Raw genomic sequence first — 24,350 nt, 5'->3', positions numbered from 1 at the left:
GGCAGCGGTGTCGCCATCGGTCGGGGCCGGCGCCGGCGAGGCGCCGCCGGCCGGGGCGGGTCCGGGTCCGGAGCCGTTGTTCAGCTCGTCGCGGAGCTTCTCGGAGAGCGGGTCGAGCCGCGCCCCGGCGTAGCGCGAGTACAGGATCGCGATGCCGAACGTGGTGACGAACTGCAACAGCCCGAAGAGCAGTGCGACGTTGACCTGCCCGAACAGCACGGTCGCCATGAAGTCGCGGGCGTAGGCCGACATCAGCACGTACAGCAGGTACCACGCGAGGAACGCGGCACTCATCGGGAAGATGAAGATCCGGAGGCGTCTCTTCAGTTCGATGAACCGCGGATCGCTGTGCATCGCCACGGAGCGCCGGGCGAGATCGGCCTCGGCCGATGTCCCGTGGTCCGGTGAGCCCCTGGAGGCGGAGGACATGAATTTACCCCTCTCTCATGGAGCGAGCAAGGCGCCGGCCCGGCGTGGGGACGGCGGTATGGCGGGCACCACACGAGCGTAAGGGGTGGGTTACTTCACAGCGCAGGAGTTTCGCGTCACGAATGGGTCACTCGTGCCACAGGGGCCGCAGCGCTGGGTGAATTGAATATCGAACTACCTGTTGGTCCGGTCACGCGTCGGTCCGGGCGCGGCCCGGACCGCGTCCGCCGTCTCCGCATCGGAACGGAACGGGCCCGCGCAGGGGCCTCAGAGCACGTCCTTCTCCGCCGGGCCGTCCCACTCGGTGGGCAGCGGCAGCGCGGCCGCCGGGGCGACGCGGGCGACGACCTCGTTCAGCACGGTGCGCACATAGGGTTCGCCGACCCATAGGTGCTTGGCGCCGTCGACCCCGATCACCTCGGCCTGCGGGATCCGGGCGAACCGGTCGCGCGCCTCGGCGGGGCGGAGGTAGTCGTCGAACTCCGGGACCAGCGCCACCACCGGCTTGCCGGAGTCGGCCCAGGTATCGAGGTCGGAATCCGCCGCGCGCCGCAGCGGCGGCGACAGCAGGAGCGCGCCCTCGATCCCGGGTTCGCAGCCCCACTTGAGCGCCAACTCGGTGCCGAACGACCAGCCGAGCAGCCACGGGGCCGGCAGGCCCTCCTTCTCGGCGAACGCGATGGCGGCGGCGACGTCGTGCCGCTCGGACTCGCCGTCGCCGAACGCGCCCTGGCTGGTGCCGTGGCGCGACGTGGTGCCGCGCGTGTTGAACCGCAGCACCGCGATCCCCGCGAGCGCGGGCAGCCGGAACGACGCCTTGCGCAGCACGTGGCTGTCCATCATCCCCTCGGCGGTCGGCAGCGGGTGCAGGCAGACCAGGGTCGCCACCGGTTCGGCACCGACGGGCAGCGCGAGCTCGCCGACCAGCGCAAGGCCGTCCGCGGTGTGCAAGGTGAGGGGGCGGCGCTCGGCCGGGAGGATGGTGCTCGCGCGGATGTCCATGGCTCCTCGTGGGGGCTGGTTGCGTGGTCGGTTCGACAGGCGTGCCCGGCCGGGGTCGGCGTGGTCGGGACGGTGCCGGGCGGGCCCGGACGGGGCGGGGTCAGCGCCGCGGCAGCCGCACACCGCGGTGGGTGCGGCGCTCCCAGCAGGACGTGTGCCAGTGGCGGCGGTCGTCGCCGTCACCGCCGGGCCGCCACGCGACGACGTGCGGCATGCCCGGCGGGATCTCCTGGTGGCAGCCGGGGCACCGGTAGGCCTTGGTCGCGGCGGCGCCGCTGATGCGCCGGATCGCCCATACGCCGTCGGGGCCGGTCTCGCGGCGCTCCCCGCCGGTGATGCGCAGGATCAGGGCGTCGGAGGCGTCATCGCCCGAGGGGGCCCGCTGGTCGCGGGCCCGCTTGCGGCGTGGATCGTTGCGGCGCGGACTCACCCGTCCAGGGTAGGAGGCGCCGGGCAGGGCTCGGTCGGCGCGGTGGCCGGGCGCTCACGGACCCGTCGTCCGGTCCTTCGGGGCGCGCAGGTCGGCCCCTCCCGCGCGGAGCAGGTGGGCCAGGAGCGGGGCGGGGTCGTAGGCCGGGACGAGGTGCGCGTTCGCCATGCCGCCCAGTGCGTCGGCCAGGGCGTCGGCGCCCCGCTCCTCCAGCAGTTCGATCGGGCCCTTGGGGTAGCCGCAGCCCAGCCGCATGGCGGTGTCGACGTCGTCGGCGGAGGCGTAGCCGTCGCCGACCATCCGCAGGGCGTCGTCGATGTGCCGGACCAGGAGCAGGTCGGCGAGGCCGAAGCCGTGGGCGCGCTCGCGGACGGGCACCGCCAGGGGCCCGGCGGGCAGCGCTTCGGCGGGGTTCCGCGCGTCGGCGCCGTAGGTGTAGAAGCCGCGGCCGCTCTTGCGGCCGAGGAGGCCCGCCGCGACCATGCGGCGCAGCAGCGGCGCCGCCGCGTAGCGGGGCGCGCGGAACTCGTCCCAGAGCACGTCCATGACCGCGAGGCAGACGTCCAGGCCCACGAGGTCGAGCAGGGTCAGGGGGCCCATGGGCAGGCCGGCGTCGCCGGTGAGGGCCGCGTCGATCTCCTCGCGCGAGGCGAGCTTGCGCTCGTACACCTCGATGGCGTGGTTGAGGTAGGGGACGAGCAGCGCGTTGGCGACGAAGCCGGCGCGGTCGGCGACGGCGACGGGGGTCTTGCCGATGCGCTTGGCGACCTCGGTGGCGATGTCGATGGTGGCAGGGTCGGTGACCACCGTGCCCACGACCTCCACCAGCTTCATCACCGGGGCGGGGTTGAAGAAGTGCAGTCCGACGACCTTGCCGGGCCTGCTGGTGAGCGCGGCGATCTCGGTGATCGACAGCGAGGAGGTGTTGGTGGCGAGGATCGTGCCGGGCGCGCAGATGCGGTCGAGGTCGGCGAACACCTCGCGCTTGATGTCGATGCGCTCCGGCACGGCCTCCACGACGAAGTCGGCGTCCCGCAGCTCCTCGCGCACGGTGGAGAGCCGGACCCGGTCGAGGACGGCCCACTGCTCCTCCTCGGTGAGCTTGCCCTTGCTCACCGCGCGGGCGAGCGACCGCTCCAGGTGGCCGCGTCCCCTCTTCAGGGCGGGTTCGTCGATCTCGACGGCGGTGACCGCGAACCCGGCGCGCGCGAAGACCTCGACGATCCCCGCGCCCATTGCCCCGAGCCCGACGACACCGACCGTGTGAAATTCCTGCACCATGCCGACCAGCCTAAAGGGTGCCTGAATGCGCGGCCGCGCCCGGGTGGCGCGGCGATTCGCGCGCCGGGGACCGCGCCCCGGCCACCGAACAAACACCTACGAACGCCCGCAGACCACCGATGCGCAGCGGGATTCTTTGCGGTTTCCCGGCAGCGGGGCTGTGCGACGGCCCAGAATTGCCGCGTGAGAATCGGAGTCTTGCTACTCGCGGCCCAGTTCCCCGGGCGCGACCACACCGACGTACTGGACTCGACCGTGGCGGCGGCGGTCGCCGCCGAGGAGGCCGGGTTCGACGACGTCTGGCTCGCCGAGCACCACTTCATGTCCTACGGGGTGTGCCCCTCGGCGGCGACTCTCGCCGGATACCTGCTGGGGCTCACCGGCCGCATCAGCGTGGGCACCGCGGTGAGCGTGCTCAGCACCGCGCACCCGGTCGCGCTCGCCGAGCAGGCCGCGCTGCTCGACCAGGTGTCGGGCGGCCGGTTCCGGCTCGGTGTGGGCCGCGGCGGGCCGTGGGTGGACCTGGAGGTGTTCGGCACCGGAATGGACCGCTACGAGCGGGGGTTCGAGGAGTCGCTGGAGCTGCTCCTCGCCGGGGTGAGCGGCGCGCCGATGCGCGCCGACGGCGCGACCTTCGGGTTCCGCGAGGTGCGGGTGGTGCCGCCGCCGCGGACCCGGCCGCGGCCCGACGTCGTCCTCGCCGCGGAGTCCGAGGCGAGCCTGCGGCTGGCGGCCGACAACAACCTGCCCGTCCTGCTGGGGATGCACCGGTCGCCGCGTGAGCAGGCCGAATTGGCCGCGGTGTACGACAAGGCCGCGCGCGAGGCCGGGCACGAGCCGCCGGGGCCGCTCGTGGCGTCGCTGGCGCATGTCGCGGACAGCGGGGAGGACGCGCGGGCCGCCGTCCTCGCCGCGCTGCCGCGCTGGCTGGAGCCGGGGCTAGCGGGGTACGTGCCGGTCGACGGCCGCCCCCGGCCGCGGCGCGACCCGCACGGCTACGCCCGGTTCCTGTGCGACACCCATGCGGTGGGCGCGCCGGCGGACTGCGCCGCGCGGCTGGTCGAGCAGGTGCGCACGACCGGGGCCGCCGAGGTGATGCTGATGGTGGAGGCGGCGGGCGAGCGCCGCGCCGTCCTCGACAACATCGCCCGGCTCGGCGCCGAGGTGCTCCCGGCGGTGCGCGCCGCCTTGGCCTGAGCGGCTGTCGGGGTGCCGGTCCGGCCTGGACCGGCTCCACCTACGGTCACCGAGCGGAGGCGGCGTGCCGGCCGGGCCTCCTGGAACCCGGCCGGCCGCGTGCGGAAGGTACTGCGGTCAGCAGTCGACGAGTTCCGGGGACTGGTTCAGCAGTTGCGCGCGCGGGGTGACGAACTCCGCGTAGGCGTCCTCGGTCCCCGGCGCGAAGAACGCCACCTTGTGGCAGTTCTGGAAGGCGAGCCGCATGCCGAAGTGGCGTTCGACGGCGGCGCGCATGGCGTCGCTCGCCAGCAGGCGCAGCAGTTGGCCGCGCTCGGCCTCGCCGGGCGGGGGGACCTCGTTGGCGTCGGTACCGGTGGGACTGGCCTTGGCGCCTTCGGCGACCTCGTTGACAACGCTCCACGCGTAGGGCAGGGACTCGCGGATGCAGGCGATGAAGTCCGCATCGCTGATCGGACCCTGGTGGGCCTTGTCGAGCAGTTCGGGGGAAACCGTCAACGACATGTAATTCCCTTCTTGAGGCGGCTGGTGCCGTGGACGCCGCTGGCGGTCGCGCCGCGTGCACCAGTTGTGACGTTAGATCCCGCGGGCGGTCGCGTCACGGGACGCGGGGGCCACACATGGCTGCCCTCCGCGCCATAAGAAAATTGTTTTCATTTTCGTTTCTCTCAGTCGAACACGGGAATCCGGCCGCCGACCCTCGCACCCCTTTTCGCCCCATGCGCCGCACGGGCCCGGCGATGCCGGTAACGTGACCTCCCGTGCGCCTCGTAATCGCCCGGTGCAGCGTCGACTACGTCGGCCGGCTCACCGCACACCTGCCGATGGCACCCCGCCTCATCCTCATGAAGGCCGACGGGTCGGTGTCGATCCACGCCGACGACCGCGCCTTCAAGCCGCTGAACTGGATGAACCCCCCTTGCACCGTGCGCGAGTCGGTGAACGACGACGGCACGGCGGTGTGGACCGTCACGCACGGCAAGTCGGGCGAGAAGCTGGTGCTGTCCATCGAGGAGGTGACGCACGACAGCTCGCACGAGCTGGGCGTCGACCCCGGGCTCCAGAAGGACGGCGTCGAGGCGCACCTCCAGGAGCTGCTGGCCGAGCACATCACCACCCTCGGCGAGGGCTACTCCCTGATCCGCAGGGAGTTCCCCACCGCCATCGGGCCGGTGGACATCCTCTGCCGCGACGGCGGCGGCGCCACGGTGGCGGTCGAGCTCAAGCGGCGCGGCGACATCGACGGCGTCGAGCAGCTCACCCGGTACCTGGAGCTGCTCAACCGCGACCCCGCGCTGAAACCGGTCTCCGGCGTGTTCGCCGCCCAGGAGATCAAGCCGCAGGCGCGGGTGCTGGCGACCGACCGCGGCATCTCCTGCGTGACCCTCGACTACGACGCCCTGCGCGGCATCGAACCCGACACCCCGCGCCTGTTCTGAGCCGCCCGCACCCGGCGAGCACGCGCCGACAGGGCTCGATTCCGCCCGCCGCGAGACCGCCCTGACCCGGCGCGCCGGGTCAGGCGGTCGGCTGCACGATCTTGCCCGGGGCGCTCTCGGTGATCAGCGGCTTGCCCGCGGTCTCGGGGATAAGCAGGATCGGGATGAACGAGATCGCGGCGGCCGCCATCAGGTAGAACGCCGGGGCGAGGTCCGAGCCGCTCCAGGTGACCAGCGCCTGGATCACCAGCGGCGCCGTCCCGCCGAACAGCGACGTCGAGATGTTGTAGCCGATGGAGAAGCCGCCGTAGCGCACCTGCGTGGGGAACAGCGCGGGCAGCGTCGCCGCCAGCACGCCCAGCATCTGCACCTGGCTCACGGCCAGCATGATCAGGCCGGCCGTCGCCGACAGCCAGGTGCCCTGGATGATCAGCCAGAACGCCGGCAGCGGCAGGACCAGGTAGCAGACGCAGGCCGACATCATCAGCGGGCGGCGGCCGATCCGGTCCGACAGCGAACCCACCGGCACGACCAGGCACGCCATCAGCAGGATCGCCAGCAGCACCGAGAACAGCGCCACCGGCTTGGTCACGTGCAGGACCTCGGCCAGGTAGGTCTCCATGTAGGTCAGCAGCGTGTAGTTGCCGATGTTGAGGATGAGCACGACGCCGATGAGGATCAGCAGCCGCCGCCAGTGGTACCGCCAGATCTCGGCGAACGGGGCCGTGGAGCGCTTCTTCTCCTTCGACATCGCGCTGAACGCCGGGGTGTCCTCCAGCCGGGAGCGCAGGTACAGGCCGACGGCGCCGAGCGGGCCGGCGATGAGGAACGGGATGCGCCAGCCCCATGCGAACATGTCGGCGTCGGACAGCACCAGGATCAGCAGGGTCGGGATCCCCGCGCCGAGGGCGAATCCGGCGAGCGTGCCGAGTTCGAGGAAGCTCCCGTAGAACCCGCGCCGCTTCGTCGGCGCCGACTCGGCGATGTAGGTCGCCGCGCCGCCGTACTCGCCGCCCGCTGCGAACCCCTGGGTCATGCGCAGCAGCAGGAACAGGATCGGGGCGGCGATGCCGACCTGATGGTAGGTCGGCAGGACCCCCATCAGGAAGGTCGCGCCCGACATCAGCAGGATGGTCAGCACCAGGACGCGCTGGCGGCCCCACCGGTCGCCGAGGGGCCCGAACACGAACCCGCCGATCGGGCGGAGCAGGAACGCGACGGCGAAGACGCCGAACGCCGCCATGAGCTCCACGGCGCGGTCGCCCGACGGGAAGAACGCCGCGCCCACCATGACCGCCACATAGGCGTAGATGCCGAAGTCGAACCATTCGGTGCAGTTGCCCACCGCCGCCGCCGCGACGGCCTTGCGCACCTGCGGGTGCGCCTCCTCCGCTGCCTGGCCTCTGCCGTTCATGCCGCCCCGCCTGCCCGGGCGGCGGCCGTTCATGCCTCCGCAGCGTGTCGATGTGCACACATTGCGTTTCCATTGCGCGGTCGCCGCGCGGGCACCGGGCGTCCGGCGGCACCCCCCGTGCCGCGCCGCCAACAGGGCCGCGCCGGCGCCCTCGTCCGGGTGCGCCGTCAGGGGGAATCCGGGGTAATCCCCGAGTTGTCCGGCACTGCCGCTGCGCACGTGTGCGGACTAAGGTCAATGGTGTGAATCAGCCGATCCCCGCCGAACCCGAACGAATGCGCGCCTCCGACGCCGACCGCGACGCCGTCGCCGCGCGGCTCCGCGAGGCCCTCGCCGAAGGGCGCCTCGACGCCGAAGAGCATTCGGAGCGCCTCGACATCGTCCTGGGCGCCAAGACCATGGGCGAACTGGTGCCCGTGACGCACGACCTGCCCGAACCGGCCGGGTCCGGCGCCCGCGACGCCCCCGCGCCGATCTCCGCCTCCACCGCCGCGCGGCCGGTCTACGGCCGCGAACGGGTCGGCGGCGAGCCCACCGGCTACGCCTCGCTCGCGGTCATGGGCGGCTCCACCAGGGGCGGCAACTGGACCGTGCCGAAGAACTACACGGCCTTCGCGCTGATGGGCGGCATCGAACTGGACCTCCGCGAGGCGCGCTTCGCCGAGCGCGAGACCACCATCTACGCCAACACCATCATGGGCGGCATCGGGATCATCGTGCCCGACGACATCGAGGTGCAGGTCAGCGGCATCGGGATCATGGGCGGCTACGGGCAGGAGGCCACCCCCTCCAGCGTCACCGAGCCCGGCACCCCCGTGGTGCGGGTCGTGGGCCTCGCGGTCATGGGCGGTGTGGGTGTGGAGCGCAGGCCCCGCCAGCACCAGACCAAGGCGCAGCAGAAGAAACTGGGCCACGGCAATGCCGAATAATGCCTTTTTGGGAAGATAATCCCGAACACACCGATGTGAACGTGCAATAAAACCACAGACCTCCTGCTGCGCGGAAGCCTCTTGGCTGAATGTGGCAACAGGGTGCCCGCATTCTTGCCCAGCCGTATCGCCGGGTGACAAGCTGCACGGAACCCCGCACCATTCGCGTCCGCACCATAACCCCTGGTGAACGGACACCTGTTCCAGGAGGACGACTTCGTGCGCAGGACTTCTTCAGCTTCCGTTCGCCGCAATGGTGCGGCGAAACGCGGTGTCGCCGGCGCCGCCGCCATCGCGCTCGCGCTCGGTCTGAGCGCGAGCCCGGCGAACGCCGCCGAGACCGAACTCCCCGGCCTGGTCAAGATCGGAAAGGTGCGCAAGCACCTGGAGAATCTGAACACCATCGCCGAATACAACGGCGGCAATCGGGCCCACGGGACCGCCGGCTACGACGTCGCCGCGAAATACGTCGTCGACCAGCTCAAGCGGGCCGGGTACAAACCGGAGCGCAACGAGTACGAATTCGAGTCGTGGGTCGAGCGGACCACCCCCGAGTTCGCGCAGACCAAGCCCGAGGCGCGCGACTTCGCCAACGGCGAGGACTTCCTCACCATGCGGTACTCCACCTCCGGCGACGTCACCGCGCCGGGCGTGCCGGTGAACGCCGACAGCAACGCCAGCGGCTGCGCCGCCGCCGACTACGCCGGCTTCCCCAAGGGCGCCGTCGCCGTGGTCAAGCGCGGCACCTGCCTGTTCGCGGAGAAGGAGAAGTTCGCGGCCGAGGCGGGCGCGAGCGCACTCGTGGTGTTCAACCACGGCGCCACCTCCGACCCCGCCGACACCGGCCCCGTCAACGGCGACCTCTCCGCGACCTCGACCATCCCGGTCGTCGGCGCGACCCCCGAGGTCGGCAAGGCGCTGGTCGACGCGGGCGAGGCGCTGGAACTGCGCGTCAAGGTCGACTCCGAGGTCGTCAGCGACACCGGCTACAACATCGTCGCCGAGACCTCCACCGGCAAGAAGGACAACGTGGTCGTCGTCGGCGCGCACCTCGACAGCGTCGAGGAGGGGCCCGGCATCAACGACAACGGCAGCGGGACCGCCGCCGTCCTGGAGACCGCGAAGCAGCTCCCCAAGCTCGGCAAGCAGAAGAACCGGGTGCGGTTCGCGTTCTGGGGCACCGAGGAGCTCGGCCTCATCGGCTCCACCGAGTACGTGGAGAATCTGACCCAGGCCCAGCGCGACAAGATCGCCCTGTACCTCAACTTCGACATGATCGGCTCGAACAACTACGCCCGCCAGATCTACGACGGCCGGGGCGAACTCGACGGCTCGGTGCCGCCGCCCTCGGGCTCGGCCGCCATCCAGAAGCTGTTCGAGGAGTACTACGACGGCCGCGGGCTGCCGCACGAGCCCACCGAGTTCAGCGGCCGCTCCGACTACAGCGGCTTCATGAACGCCGGGATCCCCTCGGGCGGGCTGTTCTCCGGCGCCGACGCGATCAAGACCGAAGAGCAGGTGGCGAAGTACGGCGGGACCGCGGGCAAGCCGCTCGACCCGTACTACCACAGCGCCGAGGACACCCTCGAGAACATCAACTGGACCATCGCCGACGACATGACCGACGCCATGGCCAACTCGGTGGAGACCTACGCCGACAGCACCCTGCCCGTCAACGGCGTGCTGCGCACCAAGGAGGCCCGCACGGTCGAGTTCGACCGCCGAGCCGACCACTGGCTGCGGTAGCCGTCCCTATCGCAGAGCCGCGGCGCCCGTGGGAGGGTCCCCTCTCCCACGGGCGCCGCCTTTGTCCCGACCCGGTTCCGCAGGGCGGACGAAAAACCGGGCGGGTGGCGCCGGTCCCCCAACCGGCGCCGCCCGCCCGGGCGGTGATGGCTTGTGTTCCCGGGGTGCGGTGCTCGGACGGCCCCCCTTGGTACGTCCGAGCGGTCCGCGCGCACTGCGTACAGGCATCCCCGACAGTTACTTTAAGTAGTTAACTGATTCCCTACAGTATCAGTCCGTGCAATTGCTTTTGACGCGTTCGACGTGTCCCGTTGCCGAACGGTTATGGTCCGGCCGCAGCACTTGGAATTCCCGGCAGCACTTAGAGTGCCCGGATGAAGCACAACAAGGCCGATGAGCCCGTGGTCCTGTCCACCATCTACACCCGCGGCGGCGACGCCGGCAGCACCGCGCTGGGCGACATGAGCCGCAGCGCCAAGACCGACCCGCGGATCGCGGCGTACGCCGACGTCGAGGAGGCCAACGCCGCCATCGGGGTGGCGCTCGCCCTGGGCGAGGTCCCCGAGGACGTCCGCGCGCTGCTGGCCCGGGTGCAGAACGAGCTGTTCGACGCAGGGGCCGACCTCGCGTCCCCGGTCCGGCCCGACCCGGAGTTCCCCCCGCTGCGGGTCGAGGACGACTACGTCGTCCGGCTGGAGGCCGCCTGCGACCACTACAACGCCGACCTCCCGAAGCTGCGCAGCTTCATCCTTCCCGGCGGGTCCCCCGGCGTCGCGCTCATGCACCAGGCCAGGGTCGTCGTCCGGCGGGCCGAGCGCAGCGCCTGGGCGGCGGTCGAGGCGCACGGCGACACCGTGAGCCCGCTGCCCGCGAAGTACCTGAACCGCCTCTCCGACCTGCTGTTCATCCTCTGCCGGGTCCTGGGCCGCGACGGCACCGAGGTGCTCTGGAAGCCCGGCGGCGAACGGGGCTGACCCGCCCGCGCCGAAAAGATTCCGCTCACCCCCGGCTTGACGGGGCGCGACACGCGGGTGTTTCATACCTGTCAATCATCGTAAACGTTTACAGAAGTTCACAGGGGCACGACTGTAAACGTTTACGGTAGATGTCGTTCCAGTTCAGGGGGTTTCCGTGCGATCGAAGGCGAGCCCGACGATCACCACGATCGCCGAGGCCGCGGGCGTGTCCATCGCCTCGGTCTCACGGGTGTTCAACGGGCTGCCCGTGCGCGCGGAGACCGAGCGCAGGGTCCTCGCGGCGGCCGACCGGCTCGGCTACGTCCCCAACGCCGTCGCCCGCTCGCTCAAGTCCAACCGGACCCAGCAGGTGGCGTTCGCCGTCGCCGACATCGGCAACCCCGTCTACCTGGCGATGCTGCGCGAGATCCAGCCCGTCCTGAAGGCCGGCGGATACCGGCTCGTGCTGCATTCCACCGGTGCCGACGTCGGCGAGGAGATCGAGGTGCTGCGGGGCCTCGGGCGGCGCCACGCCGACGGCCTGATCATCAGCCCGATCCGGGTCACCGGCGAACTGCTGCGCGAGATCGACGGGCTCACCGCCCCCGCGGTGGTCATCGGCTCGCTGCCCGACGGCGCCCGGGTCGACAACGTCCGCGCCGACTCCCGCACCGGCATCGACCTGGCGCTGCGCCACCTCGCCGACCTGGGACGGCGGCGCATCGGCTTCGTCAACGGCCCTCTCGACACCGTGCCGGGCCGGCACCGCGACACCGCGTTCCGCGCGGCCATGGCGCGCGGCGGCCTGCCGGTGGACGAGGGCCTCGTGCACGTCGGCGCGTTCCAGCGCGACACCGGGTTCGAGGCGACCCGGCGCCTCCTCGACCGCTCCCCCGGCCCGGACGCACTGCTGTGCGCCAACGACCTGATCGCCCTCGGCGCGCTCGACGCGCTGCGCGCCGCCGGCCGCGACGTCCCCGGCGACGTCGCGGTGGTCGGCATGGACGACACCGAACTCGCCGCGGTGTCGTGGCCCACGCTGACCAGTGTCTCCCTGGGTTCGGCCGAACGCGGCAGGCGCGCGGCCGAACTCCTGCTCGACCGACTGCGCACACCGGACACCGGCCCCCCGGCGCAGGTCATCACCGTAGCGCCGCACCTCGTGGTGCGCGCTTCGACCTCAGGAGGCGACCGATGACGCTGACCGAAGCGTCCCCACCCCCCACCGGCCGGGCCGCGGCGCCGCGGCCACCGCGCCCCCGCGGCGGACCGGACCGATCGGCGCTTTCGCTGATGATCCCGGCCCTGGTGCCCGTCGTGCTGTTCAGCGTCGCGCCGCTGGTCTACGGGATCTACCTGGCGTTCACCGATGCCCGCGCGGGGATCGGCATCGAGACCTCGTTCGTCTTCTTCGACAACTTCGCCCACCTGCTCGCCGACGGCGAGTTCTGGCTGTCGTTCCGCATCGGCCTGATCTGGGCGGTCAGCGTGACCGCCTTGCAGTTCGCCGCGGGCATGGGGCTGGCCCTGCTGCTCAACCAGGACCTGCGGCTTCGCTGGCTGGCCCGCACCCTCGCGATGATCCCGTGGGCGATGCCGCCGGTGATCATCGGGCTGATGTGGAAGCTCGTGTACCACCCCGAGGCGGGGATCCTCAACGCCACGCTCATGGACCTGGGGATCATCTCCGAGAACCTCGACTGGCTGAACGACTTCGCCCTCGCCCTGCCCGCGATCATCGCCGTCGGGGTGTGGACCGGGATGCCGCAGACCACGATCGTGCTGCTCGCCGGCTTGCAGAACGTCTCGAAGGAGCTGCACGAGGCCGCGGAGATGGACGGCGCCGGGGTGTGGCGGCGCTTCACCCAGGTCACCCTCCCCCAGCTCCGCACGGTCATCATCGCCATCACCTCGCTCAACTTCGTGTGGAACATGAACGAGTTCGCGCTGGTGTACGTGCTCACGCAGGGCGGGCCCGGCGGGCAGACGCGGCTGCCGATGCTCTACGCCTACGAGGAGGCGTTCCGCTACGGCTTCTTCGGTTACGCGTCGGCCATGGGCGTCGCGATCGTCATCGTGGTCCTCGCCGTGCTCGGCCTGTACCTGCGCCGGCAGCTGAAGGAGGCCGAGGCGTGACCCCGCACACCGCCACCCCCACCGCCCCGCGGCCGACGCGGGCCGTCCGGCAAGGAGCCCGCCGATGGCGAGCATGAGCGTCCGCCGCACAGCGGCGCGCACCGGCCAGTACCTCGCACTGCTGTGCTACCTGGTGTTCCTCGCGGCCCCGCTGCTGTGGCTGGTCTCGACCGCGCTGAAGACCCCACAGGAGATGGCGCGGCTCGACCCCACGTGGATCCCGCTCGCGCCCACCCTCGGGAACTTCGCCGAGGCGTTCGGCGAGCAGGACCTCATCGGCGCCGCCGAGCGCAGCCTGCTCGTCGCCCTGGCCTCCGCGGTGCTGACCGTGGCGATCGCGCTCCCGGCGTCGTACGTGCTGGCGCGCTACAAGTCGGTGCTGAACCGGATCGCGCTGGGCTGGGTGCTGGTCAGCCAGGTGTTCCCGTTCATCCTGGTGATCATCGCCCTGTTCATGATCCTGCGCCAGTTCGGCCTGGTGAACTCGCTCGTCGGGCTCGTCATCGTGCACGCCACGTTCTGCCTGCCGTTCGTCCTGTGGATGCTCCAGGGGTACGTGCGCGGCATCCCCCGCGGCCTCGAAGAGGCCGCTGCGGTCGACGGCGCCGGGCGGTGGCGCACCCTCGCGTCCGTCGTCGCCCCGCTGCTCGCCCCCGGCACCGCAGCCGCGCTGATGTTCGCGTTCATCTCCTCGTGGAACGAGTTCCTGTTCGCGCTCATCCTCATCAAGGACCCCGAGATCCAGACCCTGCCGCTGGTCCTGGTGTCCTTCACCGGACCCGAGGGGGTCGCCCGCCTCGGCCCGCTGGCAGCGGCGTCCCTGCTCGCGACGGTGCCCAGCCTGCTGTTCTTCGCCTTCATCCAGCGCCAGTTCAAGGGCGGCCTGGTCGACGGGGCGGTGAAGGGATGAACGGCGCCGGCCCCCGTCCCGCGCCCGGACCGAACGGAGCGGCACCGCCACCACCCACGAAGGGAGCCGCCATGCGCACGCGCGCCGCCAAGCGCACCCGCGCCACCGCCGCCGCGGCGCTCGGCACCGTGCTGCTGCTCAGCGGCTGCTCCGGGACCGACCCCGCCGACGAACCCATGCGCTACCTCAGCCTCGCGTGGCAGACCCAGTCCGTCGAGGCGAACAAGCGGCTGGTCGAGGAGTGGAACGAGGCGAACCCCGACCGTCCGGTGCAGTACGTCCAAGGCAGCTGGGACAACGTCAACGACCAGCTCGTCACCGCGTTCGAGGGCGGCGACCCGCCCGACATCATCCACAACGAGTCGCCCGCGCTGACCAGCTTCCAGTACCGCAACTACCTCGCCGACCTCAGCGGCGACCTGCCCGAGTCCCTCCGCTCCGACATCAAGGACGAGGCGTGGCAGACCGTCACCATCGACGGCGAGGTCGTGGGCGTCCCTCTGCTCCAGGAACCGCAGGTGCTCATCGCCAACGCCGACATCCTGAAGGAGGCCGGGGTCCGCATCCCGACGTCCGAGAAGCCGTGGACCTGGGACGAGTTCGCGGAGATCAGCAAGGAGCTGACGGTCCCCGGCGAACGCCACGCCGTGGCGTGGCCGCTCGACAACGCCGTGAACCGCATGCTGAACCTCTCCCTCAACTACGGGGGCACGTTCTTCGACATCGGGGCGGACCACAAGGTCACCGTCAAGGTCGGCGACGAGGAGCGCGAGGTCGTGCGGCGCATCCACGACCAGCTGTACAAGGACGGGACCGCCGCCCGCGCCGCCGTCGGCATGACGGCGTCCGACCCGCTCCCCGGGTTCTACGCGGGCAAGTACGCCATGGTCCAGGGCGGGGTGTACACCCGCCAGCAGGTCACCGAGCAGGCACCGGACGGGTTCGAGTGGGTCATGCTGCCCCCGCTGGTCGGCGACAGCGCCGCGCAGGGCGCCACCTCGCAGACCCTGTCGGTCGCGGCGGAGAGCCCGCACCGGGAGGACGCGGCGGACTTCATCTCCTTCCTCGCCGAACCCGAGAACCAGGTGGACCTGGCGCTCGGCGACTGGCTGCTGCCCACCAGCCAGGAGGCGCTGAAGGCGCCGGAGCTGACAACGGCGAAGAACCAATGGGACGTCGCAACGGCCGCCTCCGACAACCTCGAACCGGCCCCCTACCTGCAAGTCGCCGGCTTCGACGAGTGGAAGACGCGGGTGGCGCAACCCGCGTTGCAGGAGTACTTCGGCAACCGCATCAGCATCGACGAACTGGCCCGGCGCCTGGAAGAGGACGGCAACGTCGTGATGGCGAGGTACGAGACCAAGTGAACGCAGAGAACACGCCGGGACTGCCGGACGCGGCCCCCGCCGACCACGGGCAGGCCCTGGACCGCGGGAAGGACGGCACACCCGGCCAGGACCAGGGCCAGGGCCGCGGAAACGGCGGCCCGCACGCCCGGGACCAGGCCCCGGGCCGCGGCCGTGATCAGGGGTCCGACAGCGACCGGGCCCGCGACCGAGCGCGGGGCGCGCTGCTGGCGCTCGCATGCGGCGACGCGCTCGGGCGCCCCGCCGAGAACATGCGCCCGGAGCAGATCGCGGAGCGCTGGGGGCGGCTCACCGAGCTGGAGGCCGGACCCGGCGGGGTCGCGGCGGGCACCGACGACACCGAGTACTCGATCTTCGCCGCGCTGCTGCTGTGCGAGCACGGCAGCGCGCTGACACCAGCCCACGTCGTCGCCGCCTACGAGGACCAGGTGCTGAGCATCGAGGGCCCCATGCGCGGCGCAGGGTTCTCCGAGCTGGGCGCGGCGCAGGCGCTGCGGCGCGGCATCGCGCCACCGGCGTCGGGACGGCGCCACCTGCACGGCTGGTCCGACGGGCTGGCCATGCGCGCGGCGCCCTACGGGGTCTTCGCAGCGGGCGACCCCGCCGAGGCGGCCCGGCTGGTCGCCGTGGACGGGTCGGTCAGCCAGTCCGGCGAGGGGATCCTCGGCGGGCGCGCGGTCGCCGCCGCAGTCGCGGTCGCGGCGACCGGCGCCGCACCGGAGCAGGTGGCCGAGGCGGCACTGGCGCACATCCCCGCCGACTCCTGGACCGCCCGCAACCTGGCCGAGGCGGTACGCATCGCAAGCGAGCACAGCGGATCCGACACCGCGTCCAGTGGCCCCGGACCGGAGTTCGGTGCGGCCCTGCACCGAGCCGTCGTCCCAGGGCACTACCCGTGGACCGACCTCGCCCCCGAGGCGGTCGCGCTCGCGTTCGCCGCGTACCTGGTGGCCGGCGGGGACGTTGAGGAGTCCGTGGTCACGGCCGCGAACCTGGGCCGCGACGCCGACACCACGGCGGCCATCGCGGGGGCTCTGTCGGGTGCGGGGCGCGGCGCGAGCGGGGTACCCGAGCGGTGGGCCGCGGCCATCAGCCCTGTCACCGGCGCGTGCCTGCCCTCCGTCGCCGGCCGCCACGTCGTGGACGTCGCCGACCTGCTCGTCGCGGCACGCACCGGTCGCCCATGACGGCGCCGTGCCTGAACATCCGAACCCGCGTTGCGCCCGCACCGCCCCATCGACCATCCGACCGTTGGCGGATACCGAGGCGCCGGGTCCGCATCGCGTACGGTCCGGCTTTCGACCAACCGATGTGTTTCGGCCGTCGCTGCTGCGCAGGCTCCCCGGCAGCCTGGCTCCTGCTCTCCCGGGGTCAAGGGCGCTCTCGCCCCGACCCCACCCTTTCGACACTCCGCCAAGGCACGGACAACCACCCCACCCTTCCGCCACTCCCCGGACAAAGGCCCGCCTCCCTCCGCATCCCCCAGGGCACGGAGGCCCTCGCCCCACCCGAGTGGACTTCGGTCCTTCTCAGACCTCTCGCTTTTTCTTTGGTCTTTCTTTGGGCCGAAGCACCCCGGGCCCCTTCCCTGGCTGGCATGGACGAGATTCAGAGCGGCAGGGGGAGCCGCCGAGCCGCACGGCCAGAGCACGCTTTGCCCCAGGGGACAGAGGCAAGGCTGCCGGGGTGCCTGCGCAGCAGCGACGGCCGAAGCACACCCCGCACAGTCACCGCAAGACCGGCACCCAGCAGCCCCGGCGGAGGAGAGCCGAACGCGCCGCGCACTCTGCATCAGGCGGGTGGCAGGGGAACCAGGCGCGCGCCACGTATGGCGGATACCAGACCGCGGCTCGCGGGGGGCCACGGTCCACACATCCGAGGTGAGAGGACGATGAAGTGACAACGGGGGAAGAACCGCGCGGGGAGCGGCATCCTGCCGCCGACCGGATCCGGGGCGCGTTCGCCGGGACCGCCATCGGCGACGCCGCTGGATGGCCGTCGGCGCGGCACCGGTTCGGGCTGCTCGCGCCGTGGACCCGGCGGCTGGGCCGGGAACTCGACCTGTTCGCCGAAGAGCACCGGGTGACGTCCCTGCCCGTGCCGTTCGCGCTGAACCAGCCGGTGGCGCCGCTCGCTATGGGCCCGTCGGACGACGCCGAATGGCTCGTCTGGACCGCGCTCGGCATCGACACCGACCGCACCGACGCGTTCACCGCCCTCCTCGACCGGACCGACCTGCGCGCCCGCATCTCCGTGCGGTCGGCGTTGGACAACCTCGCGCTCGGCAAACGCCCGCCGCACAGCGGACACGACAATCCGCACCACTTCGACGACGCCGCAGCGGTGCGCGCGGTGGCGTTCGGCGCCGCCCACCCGGGCGACCCCGATCGCGCGGCCGAGCGGGCGGCGGTCGACGCCGAGGTCACCAACTCCGGCGACGGCGTGAGCGCGGCACGCGCCATGGCGGCGGCGGTGGCCGTGGCGGGCGGCGGCGGTACGACCGCCGAGGCGCTGGGTGCCGGGCTGGCCCGCCTGCCGGACGGCAGCGCCATCCGGGCGGTCGCGGACGAGGCCCTGGCCGCTGCACTCGGCGGCGGCGCGGGCGCGGCCCCGGGAAGCGGCACGGGAACGGACCGCAATCGCATCGCCGGGGGTGAGGAGAGCACCGCCGGGGCTGAGGTGAGTGCCGCCGGGGGTGAGGAGAGCGCTGCCGGAGCCGAGGTCAGCGCCGCCGTCGCCGGGCTTGCCGCGGGCGACACCGGACTCTGGGAGCGTGCGCGGGCGGCGTCCGGCGTCGACCCGTTCGGGCTGCTGCCCGCGCTGGAGGACGTCTGCTGCGACCACGTCTACTCCTACGGCACGGCGGCGTCGGCGACGGTGCCCGCGGCGTTCGCCCTCGCGGCGGCCGCCGACGGCGCGCTCGCCCCCGCGGTGAGCGCGGCGGCCTGCCTCGCCGCTCTCGCGGACTCCGCCCCTGCTCTCGCGGGGGCGCTGACCGGAGCCCTGGGCGGATACGCGGCCCTCGCACCGGCATGGCGCGAGCGCGTCGGCGTGCTCGCGGGGTGCTGCCTGCCGGAGCTGGCCGGAACCGACCTGATGGACGTCGCCGACACCGTGGCGTCCGGCATCCGCAGCGGGACCGCCGGAACACACTGAAGGCCACCGACACCCGCCGGAGGAACCACCGGAACCCGCCAGCAGCCACCCGTATCCGCGGAGGGACCGCCGGGGCTCGCTCAGAACCACCGACATCCGCGGAGGGCTCGCCGGGACACGCCGAAAGCCACCGGCACCCGCTCAAGAACAACACGATTGCGCGGCGCGTACCCGTGCCGCACCCAACGAAGGAGCCATCGAATGCTGACCCGACTCCAGGACAAGGCCGTCGGCGTGATCGCAGGGGCCGCTGTCGGCGACGCGCTCGGCGGCGCGACCGAGGGCTGGACCGTCGCGCAGATCCACCAGCGCTACGGCGGCGACGTCGAGGGCATCGTCGGCCCGTACAACCCCGACTGGCGCACCGCCCGCCCCATTGCGCCGTACCACAAGGGCGACGGCAACATCACCGACGACACCCTCATGACGCAGGCGCTGGTGCGCGTCTACGTCAAGGCCGGGCGGCACCTCGACGCCTACGCCGCCGCCGAGTACCTGGTGCCCGAGATGATCGGCGAGCGGCACTGGGTGCCGGAGCTGGAGGACGAGGCGCTGCTGTTGCAGCGGGTGTTCCTCGCGGAGAAGTGGCTTGTGGCGCGGTTGCACTACGGCCACGTCGACCCGCGCGAGGCCGGGGTCGGCAACATCGTGAACTGCGGCGCCGCCATGTACATGGCGCCGGTGGGCGTGGTGAACGCCGGCGACCCGCACGCCGCCTACACCGAGGCGGTCGACCTCGCGGGCGCCCACCAGTCCAGCTACGGACGCGAGGCCGCCGGGGTGTTCGCTGCGGCCGTCGCCGAGGCGATGCGCAGCGGGGCCGACCCGGAGTCGGTGGTCGCGGCCGCGCTCGCGGTCGCCAAGGACGGCACCCGCGCCGCCATCGAGGCGGTGTGCGAGCGGGCGCGCGGCATCACGGGTTGGCGGGGCACCGCCGCGGAGCTGCGCGCCGCGATGGCTCCCTTCGACACGGTGGCCGACACCTACCGCGACCAGGGACTCGGCGCGCGGCGCCCCTCACGGGTGCACGCCATCGAGGAGCTGCCGATGGCGCTGGCGTTCCTCCTTATCGCTAACGGGGACTACCGCGACACCGTCCTCGGCGGGGTCAACTACGGCCGCGACGCCGACTCCATCGCGAGCATGGGCGGGGCGATCGCGGGTGCGTTGGGCGGGCGCGACTGCGTCCCCCAGGAATGGCGCACCAAGATCGCGGAGGCGAGCCGTACCGACATCGAGGCGCCTGGCCTGGCCCTTGCGGACGTCGCGGTCCGGATCCGGGAGGCCGACCGCGCCGCCCGCCAATCGGCCGAGGCCGCATTCGCGGAGCTGGCCGGGTAGCCCACCCGCCCCAATTCGCAGTCGACCACACGGAGACACGCATCGCGACGCGGACGGGGGGATGCGGGCGCCCGGACACGAAACCCGCCCGCCCAGCCACCGCGGTACCGGCACCCGCATCGTCAACCGCGCCAAGGAGCCCATCGATCGGGATTTCATGTCCCCACCTGGGACCGACCGCGACCGCCCATCCGTGGTTTTTCGACTCAGGGTGTACTTCGGCGGTCGCTGCTTCGCAGCCGCCTCGCAGCCAGCCAATGTCCGCTCTAGCCAGGGAGATCTGAGAAGACCACCCCGCACACCAACGCCCCACCCAGACGGCGCGATCACCAGGCCCCGAGACCTCAATCCATCCCCCACCCGACCACTAGACGGGAACACTCCAATGCGACTCACCTGGATCCACCCCGAGGACCTGATCGGACACGAGCTGCGGCAGGCCGCGCAGGACGGGCGCGACCCCGCCGCTGTCGCGGCGGCGGCCCGGCGGTGGCACGCGGCCGGCGGCCACGACGCCCCGCCGCTGGCGGGCGCCTCGCCCGAGCCCGCCGCTCCCCCGCTCCGGGCCCTGGCGGAGGAGCTTATGGACGAGTTGGCGGCGCTCCCGTCCCCGCTCGCAGCCGACGAGCCCACCGCCCTCCCGGACATCGTCGCCGCCTGCCCCGACTGGCCGACCGGCCCTCTCGCGACACCGGGTCCCGACCTCGCGGAGCGCCTGCGCGGCGCATGGACCGGGCGGGCGGCCGGGTGCGTGCTCGGCAAGCCGGTCGAGAAGATCCCGCGCGCGGGCATCAGGGAGATCGCCGAGGCCACCGGGAACTGGCCGGTGCGCGGCTGGTTCACCGCCCAGGGGCTGCCCGCTGAGGTGGCGGCGCGCTGGCCGTGGAACCGGCGCAGCGCGTCGAACAGCCTCGCGGAGACCATCGACGGCACGCCCGAGGACGACGACCTCAACTTCCCGATGCTCGCGCTGGCCGTCCTCGAACGCCACGGCGCGGACTTCACCAGCGACGACGTGGCGCAGATATGGCTGGACGAGCTGCCTCCCGGCCGGATCTTCACGGCCGAGCGGGTCGCGATGCGCAACCTCCTCAGCGGGGCGACCCCGCCTGAGACGGCGGAGCTGCGCAACCCGTTCCGCGAGTGGATCGGCGCGCTGATCCGCGCCGATGTCTACGGGTGGGTGAGCCCGGGCGACCCGGCGCGCGCCGCCGCGATGGCCCACCGCGACGCCGTGGTCAGCCACACCGCCAATGGCGTCTACGGCGCGATGTTCGCTGCGGCGCTGTGCGCGATGGCGCCGGTGTCGGACTCCGTTGACGAGGTGCTGGCGGGGGCGCTGCGCGTGGTCCCGCCCGGGTCCCGGCTGGCGGCGGCGGTGCGGGACGCGGTCGCGCTGGCGCGGGCCGAGAAGGACTTCGAGACGGTCCTCGACCACCTGCATGAGCGGAACGGGGACCTGCACTGGGTGCACGCGGTCAACAATGCGGCGTCGATCGCTGCGGCGCTGGTCCACGGGGCGGGGGACTTCACCGCGTCCATCACCGCCGTGGTCTCGGCGGGGTGGGACACCGACTCGGCGGGGGCGACGGTCGGCTCGGTCGTGGGCGGCCTCCTGGGGGCGGAGGCGCTGCCCGACTACTGGACCGCCCCGCTGCGCAACCGGATCGCCAGCACCCTCACCGGCTTCGACGGAATCAGCTTCGACACCCTCACGGACAGAACCCTCGCCCTGATCCCCACCCGCCCCACGTCGTGACCCTCGGCTGAATCGAGACAACAAAAAGCCCTCGGACGTAGGCCGTCCGAGGGCTGAGCGGTGCGACTACAGCAGACCTGACTTGACGTCCTCAAGGAACGAGGCCCACTCCGCGCGAGTGAACGCGATGTGCCCAAGCTCCCTGTTCCGTGTATCGCGAACGAGTACGGCACCCGGCATAGCAACCTCAACACAGTTGCTCTGGCTGGCGCTGTAGCTGCTCTTGCTCCACGCCGAGGCGGAGAGCCCGTCTGCCGACATGTCGTGTACGTCCTTTACTACAGATCGCGCATGATGGAGGAGATCAGGTCGCGCGATGCGCCTTCTCCCGAGGCGGCAATACGAAGCTTGTTGAAGATGGTCGTATACCTCTCGACCACGGGAGGATCGTCCAGAAATAGGCTACCTGTTTGGCTGGCACTGTAGACGACAGCGAGACCATCGTTCGTGAGCTTCAAAGTTGCGAATCCGGCCGCGTGGATCGCAGCGTGCTCACCGGCGCTGTACGGCAATACTTGAAGTTCGACCTTCGGATGGTGTGAGAACTCCGCCAAGTGCTCAAGTTGCTTGCGCATCACAGCGGAGCCACCGACGCACTGACGAACCGCCGCTTCCCCGAGCACAATCCCCAAGCGGGCCCCGTCACTTTCGCTCCACGCCTGCTGGCGCGCTAGGCGAACAGTTACCTCTTGGTCGACGTCAGCGTCATCACCATCAATGTTGGTGGCCCTGATTACGGCACGCGCGTAGTCCTGAGTCTGCGCCAACCCGGCTATCAAGGTGCTCTCGTACGTCTCGATCGAAGTCGCTGCTGACTCAAGGTCAACGAACATGCCATAGGTGCGCTCAACGCGATATGGGTTCCACCAGGCGTTCTTGCGGGCGTTACGGCGGAGCGCCGTGATCCTCTCCGCCTCGCTCGGTGGGACGCGATAGAGATCGAGCAACCGATCCAGGGCTCCAGGAGAAGGCACCGAACCACCCTCGCCTGACGTCTCCCATCGGTGAACCGTCGAGACAGTCGTCTTCAGCGCTTTCGCCACGTCAGCGGGCGGCGTGTTCCCCCTCAAGTTCTTCAAGGTGCGCGCAAGCTGCCACCTGTTGACCGTTGGCGTTGTCATGGCCCAACCCTCGCATCTCGTGCTGCGGCTTCCAAAGCATCTCTAACTTGCGTTTCGCAAATGTGTATTGCACTTGCGTGCATCGAATGTGATACTCACAGTGTGCAGCACCTTGAAGTGCGGGTGTGAAGTTCGATTATCTGCGAAACGCAGAACGGCCCTGGCGGATGCTCACAACACCCGCCAGGGCCTTGCTCCCCACCCTGGACAGACCAGGAGAGGAACCATGACGAACACTACCGACCACCCCGGGACCCACCGCGTCCGGGATTCCCGGCGTCGGCGCCCCTCCCGGATCCGCCCCTACCTGCCCCGCCGGACCGGGGCGGTGCAGCCATGAGCACCGCCGCCCCCACCCTCGCCGTCGTGCACACCGCGGTCTTCGCCGCTGTCCCCGCCCAGGTGGGCGCCGCCCGCACCTGGGCCGCCACTACCTCCGGCCTGCCCGGCGACACCGCGGCCGACCTCGCCCTCATCGTGTCCGAACTCGCCACCAATGCCTGTCGGCACTCGTGCTCGGCGCGGCCCGGCGGCGCCTACACCCTGACCCTGACCCGCTATGAGGACCGGGTGCGCATCACCGTCACCGACGCCGGCCCCCGTCCCGTCCCCGCCCCCCGCCCGAGTTCGGCACCGGAGACCGACGAATCCGGGCGGGGCCTGGCCCTGGTCGCCGCCGTCGCCCACACCTGGGGCGTGGACAACGACACCGGCGGCACCCGGGTCTGGGCCGAGATCCGCACGGATACCGGGGTCTAGCGGTGGGAGCGCTGACCCGGGCCCGGCTCTCGCGGGAGTGGGGTCATGCCTGGCTGATCACCGGCCCTCATCCGGGTCGGATGTACACCGCGACCCGCCTGCGCCCCCGCACCGGCGGCCCCAACACCGTCACCGTGCACACCCTGCGCGGGCTGCGCACGCGCCTGGAGCAGATCGACACCGACGAACGCGACCCCGTCCTGCCGCGGCTGCGTCCCGCCCTGCCCCGCCGCGACCGCACCAAGCGCTACTTCCACGTGCCGCCACCCCCCGCCGGCCACGCCACCGGCTGACCCCCGCCGAGCGCACGACCGGCTGCCCCTGACGCGCCCGGCCCCGCCTCTACCCCTCCCACGCGGGGCCGGGCGCCCCGTCACAAGGCCCGACGAGGACCACACCCATGCCCGAAACCGCCCCCGACACCCCCACGACGCGCGCCGAGGACCAGCCTCTGCGGCACGGCTACACCGCCCGCGCCCTCGCCCGCCTGGCCAACTACGCCGCCACCCAGTACCGCTACCCCACCCCGGTGCCCTGGGAGGAGCGCCGCGACGCCGCGTGGTCGGCCATCGCCGAACACCTCTACACCGCCACCGAACCCCCCGCCTACTGGGACCTCATCCGCGCCGGGTGGAACACCATCACCACCCACACCCGCAAACACCGCTCCACCCACGGCCAAACCCCCCACGGATCCGCACCCCAGTTCCACCGCTACTGGATGCTCGCCGCCACCCCCACCGGAAGCCCCGAAGAACGCGTCGTGGAACGCCTCGCCCTCGACCAGATCTGGGCCGCACTCACCCCCCGCAACCAGGAACTCATCCGCGCCCTCTACGACCACGGCGACTACACCGCGGCCGCCGAATCCCTCGGCCTTCCCGTGTCCAGCTTCTACTCGCTGATCTCCCGCGCCCGGCGCGCCTTCACCGCCCTGTGGCTGGAAGGCGAAACCCCCACCCGCGCCTGGGGCAACGA

General features: G+C 71.8%; 23 protein-coding genes and 1 pseudogene. 16 read left to right on the top strand and 8 right to left on the bottom strand.

Going from position 1 to position 24,350, the window contains the following annotated elements; genetic code table 11:
* Positions 1-69: 69 nt before the first annotated feature.
* The 4 genes and pseudogenes from CLV63_RS30700 to CLV63_RS30685 form a co-directional block, all read right to left on the bottom strand.
* Positions 70-429, bottom strand: a pseudogene (locus CLV63_RS30700) (DUF485 domain-containing protein); the annotation flags it as partial.
* A gap of 267 nt (positions 430-696) precedes the next feature.
* The gene (locus tag CLV63_RS30695) at positions 697-1,431 is read right to left on the bottom strand and encodes an alpha/beta hydrolase (RefSeq protein ID WP_106586746.1); all 735 of its coding nucleotides are present in this window, start codon (positions 1,429-1,431) and stop codon (positions 697-699) included.
* Between the two features lie 100 nt (positions 1,432-1,531).
* Complete coding sequence (locus tag CLV63_RS30690) at positions 1,532-1,861, bottom strand: ATP/GTP-binding protein (RefSeq protein WP_211301556.1); 330 nt, start codon at positions 1,859-1,861, stop codon at positions 1,532-1,534.
* Positions 1,862-1,915: 54 nt separating this feature from the next.
* Positions 1,916-3,142 (bottom strand): 3-hydroxyacyl-CoA dehydrogenase, encoded by a 1,227-nt coding sequence (locus CLV63_RS30685; RefSeq protein WP_106586745.1) that lies wholly within the window; start codon positions 3,140-3,142, stop codon positions 1,916-1,918.
* Between the two features lie 183 nt (positions 3,143-3,325).
* On the opposite strand from CLV63_RS30685, the gene CLV63_RS30680 reads away from it, so the two are divergent.
* Entirely contained in the window at positions 3,326-4,339 is a 1,014-nt protein-coding gene (locus CLV63_RS30680; protein WP_106586744.1) for an LLM class flavin-dependent oxidoreductase, read from the top strand.
* 117 nt (positions 4,340-4,456) lie between these two features.
* On the opposite strand, the gene CLV63_RS30675 is transcribed toward CLV63_RS30680, so the two are convergent.
* Positions 4,457-4,843 carry an SCO5389 family protein gene (locus tag CLV63_RS30675; protein ID WP_106586743.1) on the bottom strand — a complete coding sequence of 129 codons (387 nt, stop codon included), beginning with the start codon at positions 4,841-4,843 and terminating at the stop codon, positions 4,457-4,459.
* A gap of 257 nt (positions 4,844-5,100) precedes the next feature.
* Between CLV63_RS30675 and nucS the strand changes: the two genes are divergently transcribed.
* Positions 5,101-5,778 carry an endonuclease NucS gene (nucS, locus tag CLV63_RS30670; RefSeq protein ID WP_106586742.1) on the top strand — a complete coding sequence of 226 codons (678 nt, stop codon included), beginning with the start codon at positions 5,101-5,103 and terminating at the stop codon, positions 5,776-5,778.
* Between the two features lie 79 nt (positions 5,779-5,857).
* Here the strand turns inward: nucS and CLV63_RS30665 are convergent, their stop codons facing one another.
* Positions 5,858-7,192, bottom strand: coding sequence for an MFS transporter (locus tag CLV63_RS30665; RefSeq protein ID WP_106586785.1), 1,335 nt, complete (start codon positions 7,190-7,192; stop codon positions 5,858-5,860).
* 242 nt (positions 7,193-7,434) lie between these two features.
* Here CLV63_RS30665 and CLV63_RS30660 point away from each other — a divergent pair, with 242 nt between their 5' ends.
* From CLV63_RS30660 to CLV63_RS30610, 11 genes are all read left to right on the top strand, one after another.
* Positions 7,435-8,121 carry a DUF1707 SHOCT-like domain-containing protein gene (locus CLV63_RS30660; RefSeq protein ID WP_245929219.1) on the top strand — a complete coding sequence of 229 codons (687 nt, stop codon included), beginning with the start codon at positions 7,435-7,437 and terminating at the stop codon, positions 8,119-8,121.
* A gap of 186 nt (positions 8,122-8,307) precedes the next feature.
* Positions 8,308-9,867 (top strand): M20/M25/M40 family metallo-hydrolase, encoded by a 1,560-nt coding sequence (locus CLV63_RS30655; protein WP_245929217.1) that lies wholly within the window; start codon positions 8,308-8,310, stop codon positions 9,865-9,867.
* Between the two features lie 374 nt (positions 9,868-10,241).
* The gene (locus CLV63_RS30650) at positions 10,242-10,841 is read left to right on the top strand and encodes a cob(I)yrinic acid a,c-diamide adenosyltransferase (RefSeq protein ID WP_106586740.1); all 600 of its coding nucleotides are present in this window, start codon (positions 10,242-10,244) and stop codon (positions 10,839-10,841) included.
* Positions 10,842-10,998: 157 nt separating this feature from the next.
* A complete protein-coding gene (locus tag CLV63_RS30645; RefSeq protein ID WP_211301555.1) occupies positions 10,999-12,021 on the top strand; it encodes a LacI family DNA-binding transcriptional regulator in 1,023 nt (340 codons plus the stop codon).
* Positions 12,018-12,959, top strand: a complete 942-nt coding sequence (locus CLV63_RS30640; RefSeq protein WP_106586739.1) for a carbohydrate ABC transporter permease — start codon at positions 12,018-12,020, stop codon at positions 12,957-12,959. The genes CLV63_RS30645 and CLV63_RS30640 overlap by 4 nt, the downstream gene beginning before the upstream one ends.
* A 64-nt stretch (positions 12,960-13,023) precedes the next feature.
* A complete protein-coding gene (locus CLV63_RS30635; protein WP_106586738.1) occupies positions 13,024-13,869 on the top strand; it encodes a carbohydrate ABC transporter permease in 846 nt (281 codons plus the stop codon).
* A 71-nt stretch (positions 13,870-13,940) separates the two neighbouring features.
* Positions 13,941-15,236: an ABC transporter substrate-binding protein gene (locus CLV63_RS30630; RefSeq protein WP_106586737.1), complete on the top strand. Its 1,296-nt coding sequence runs from the start codon at positions 13,941-13,943 to the stop codon at positions 15,234-15,236.
* A complete protein-coding gene (locus CLV63_RS30625) occupies positions 15,233-16,423 on the top strand; it encodes an ADP-ribosylglycohydrolase family protein (RefSeq protein WP_245929215.1) in 1,191 nt (396 codons plus the stop codon). Before CLV63_RS30630 ends, CLV63_RS30625 begins: the two co-directional genes overlap by 4 nt.
* Before the next feature lie 709 nt (positions 16,424-17,132).
* Complete coding sequence (locus CLV63_RS30620) at positions 17,133-18,392, top strand: ADP-ribosylglycohydrolase family protein (protein WP_106586736.1); 1,260 nt, start codon at positions 17,133-17,135, stop codon at positions 18,390-18,392.
* A 201-nt stretch (positions 18,393-18,593) separates the two neighbouring features.
* Positions 18,594-19,733, top strand: coding sequence for an ADP-ribosylglycohydrolase family protein (locus CLV63_RS30615; RefSeq protein WP_106586735.1), 1,140 nt, complete (start codon positions 18,594-18,596; stop codon positions 19,731-19,733).
* A 385-nt stretch (positions 19,734-20,118) separates the two neighbouring features.
* The gene (locus tag CLV63_RS30610) at positions 20,119-21,492 is read left to right on the top strand and encodes an ADP-ribosylglycohydrolase family protein (protein ID WP_106586734.1); all 1,374 of its coding nucleotides are present in this window, start codon (positions 20,119-20,121) and stop codon (positions 21,490-21,492) included.
* 66 nt (positions 21,493-21,558) lie between these two features.
* Here the strand turns inward: CLV63_RS30610 and CLV63_RS35090 are convergent, their stop codons facing one another.
* Positions 21,559-21,753, bottom strand: coding sequence for a DUF397 domain-containing protein (locus tag CLV63_RS35090; RefSeq protein ID WP_106586733.1), 195 nt, complete (start codon positions 21,751-21,753; stop codon positions 21,559-21,561).
* A gap of 17 nt (positions 21,754-21,770) precedes the next feature.
* Positions 21,771-22,613, bottom strand: a complete 843-nt coding sequence (locus CLV63_RS30600; RefSeq protein WP_106586732.1) for a helix-turn-helix domain-containing protein — start codon at positions 22,611-22,613, stop codon at positions 21,771-21,773.
* 336 nt (positions 22,614-22,949) lie between these two features.
* Between CLV63_RS30600 and CLV63_RS30595 the strand changes: the two genes are divergently transcribed.
* The 3 genes from CLV63_RS30595 to CLV63_RS30585 all read left to right on the top strand — a co-directional run.
* Positions 22,950-23,372, top strand: a complete 423-nt coding sequence (locus CLV63_RS30595) for an ATP-binding protein (RefSeq protein WP_106586731.1) — start codon at positions 22,950-22,952, stop codon at positions 23,370-23,372.
* Positions 23,373-23,452: 80 nt separating this feature from the next.
* Positions 23,453-23,665: a hypothetical protein gene (locus CLV63_RS30590; protein ID WP_106586730.1), complete on the top strand. Its 213-nt coding sequence runs from the start codon at positions 23,453-23,455 to the stop codon at positions 23,663-23,665.
* A gap of 107 nt (positions 23,666-23,772) precedes the next feature.
* The coding region (locus CLV63_RS30585; RefSeq protein ID WP_146165713.1) for an RNA polymerase sigma factor at positions 23,773-24,350 on the top strand (578 nt) is incomplete at its 3' end.

The organism is Murinocardiopsis flavida, from assembly GCF_003014485.1.
In the GTDB taxonomy this organism is placed as follows: Bacteria; Actinomycetota; Actinomycetes; order Streptosporangiales; family Streptosporangiaceae; genus Murinocardiopsis; species Murinocardiopsis flavida.
Note: the sequence above shows the minus strand (reverse complement) of the source record. Positions and strands in the feature narration are given on the sequence as shown.

What these genes read in the sequence shown, in the direction of transcription:
- CLV63_RS35090 (WP_106586733.1), bottom strand. Translation starts at nt 21,753, where the DNA reads ATGTCGGCAGACGGGCTCTCCGCCTCGGCGTGGAGCAAGAGCAGCTAC.
- CLV63_RS30595 (WP_106586731.1), top strand. Translation starts at nt 22,950, where the DNA reads ATGAGCACCGCCGCCCCCACCCTCGCCGTCGTGCACACCGCGGTCTTC.
- CLV63_RS30615 (WP_106586735.1), top strand. Translation starts at nt 18,594, where the DNA reads ATGCTGACCCGACTCCAGGACAAGGCCGTCGGCGTGATCGCAGGGGCC.
- CLV63_RS30665 (WP_106586785.1), bottom strand. Translation starts at nt 7,192, where the DNA reads ATGAACGGCAGAGGCCAGGCAGCGGAGGAGGCGCACCCGCAGGTGCGC.
- CLV63_RS30630 (WP_106586737.1), top strand. Translation starts at nt 13,941, where the DNA reads ATGCGCACGCGCGCCGCCAAGCGCACCCGCGCCACCGCCGCCGCGGCG.
- CLV63_RS30650 (WP_106586740.1), top strand. Translation starts at nt 10,242, where the DNA reads ATGAAGCACAACAAGGCCGATGAGCCCGTGGTCCTGTCCACCATCTAC.
- CLV63_RS30695 (WP_106586746.1), bottom strand. Translation starts at nt 1,431, where the DNA reads ATGGACATCCGCGCGAGCACCATCCTCCCGGCCGAGCGCCGCCCCCTC.
- CLV63_RS30610 (WP_106586734.1), top strand. Translation starts at nt 20,119, where the DNA reads ATGCGACTCACCTGGATCCACCCCGAGGACCTGATCGGACACGAGCTG.
- CLV63_RS30590 (WP_106586730.1), top strand. Translation starts at nt 23,453, where the DNA reads ATGTACACCGCGACCCGCCTGCGCCCCCGCACCGGCGGCCCCAACACC.
- CLV63_RS30675 (WP_106586743.1), bottom strand. Translation starts at nt 4,843, where the DNA reads ATGTCGTTGACGGTTTCCCCCGAACTGCTCGACAAGGCCCACCAGGGT.
- CLV63_RS30635 (WP_106586738.1), top strand. Translation starts at nt 13,024, where the DNA reads ATGGCGAGCATGAGCGTCCGCCGCACAGCGGCGCGCACCGGCCAGTAC.
- CLV63_RS30685 (WP_106586745.1), bottom strand. Translation starts at nt 3,142, where the DNA reads ATGGTGCAGGAATTTCACACGGTCGGTGTCGTCGGGCTCGGGGCAATG.
- CLV63_RS30640 (WP_106586739.1), top strand. Translation starts at nt 12,018, where the DNA reads ATGACGCTGACCGAAGCGTCCCCACCCCCCACCGGCCGGGCCGCGGCG.
- CLV63_RS30600 (WP_106586732.1), bottom strand. Translation starts at nt 22,613, where the DNA reads ATGACAACGCCAACGGTCAACAGGTGGCAGCTTGCGCGCACCTTGAAG.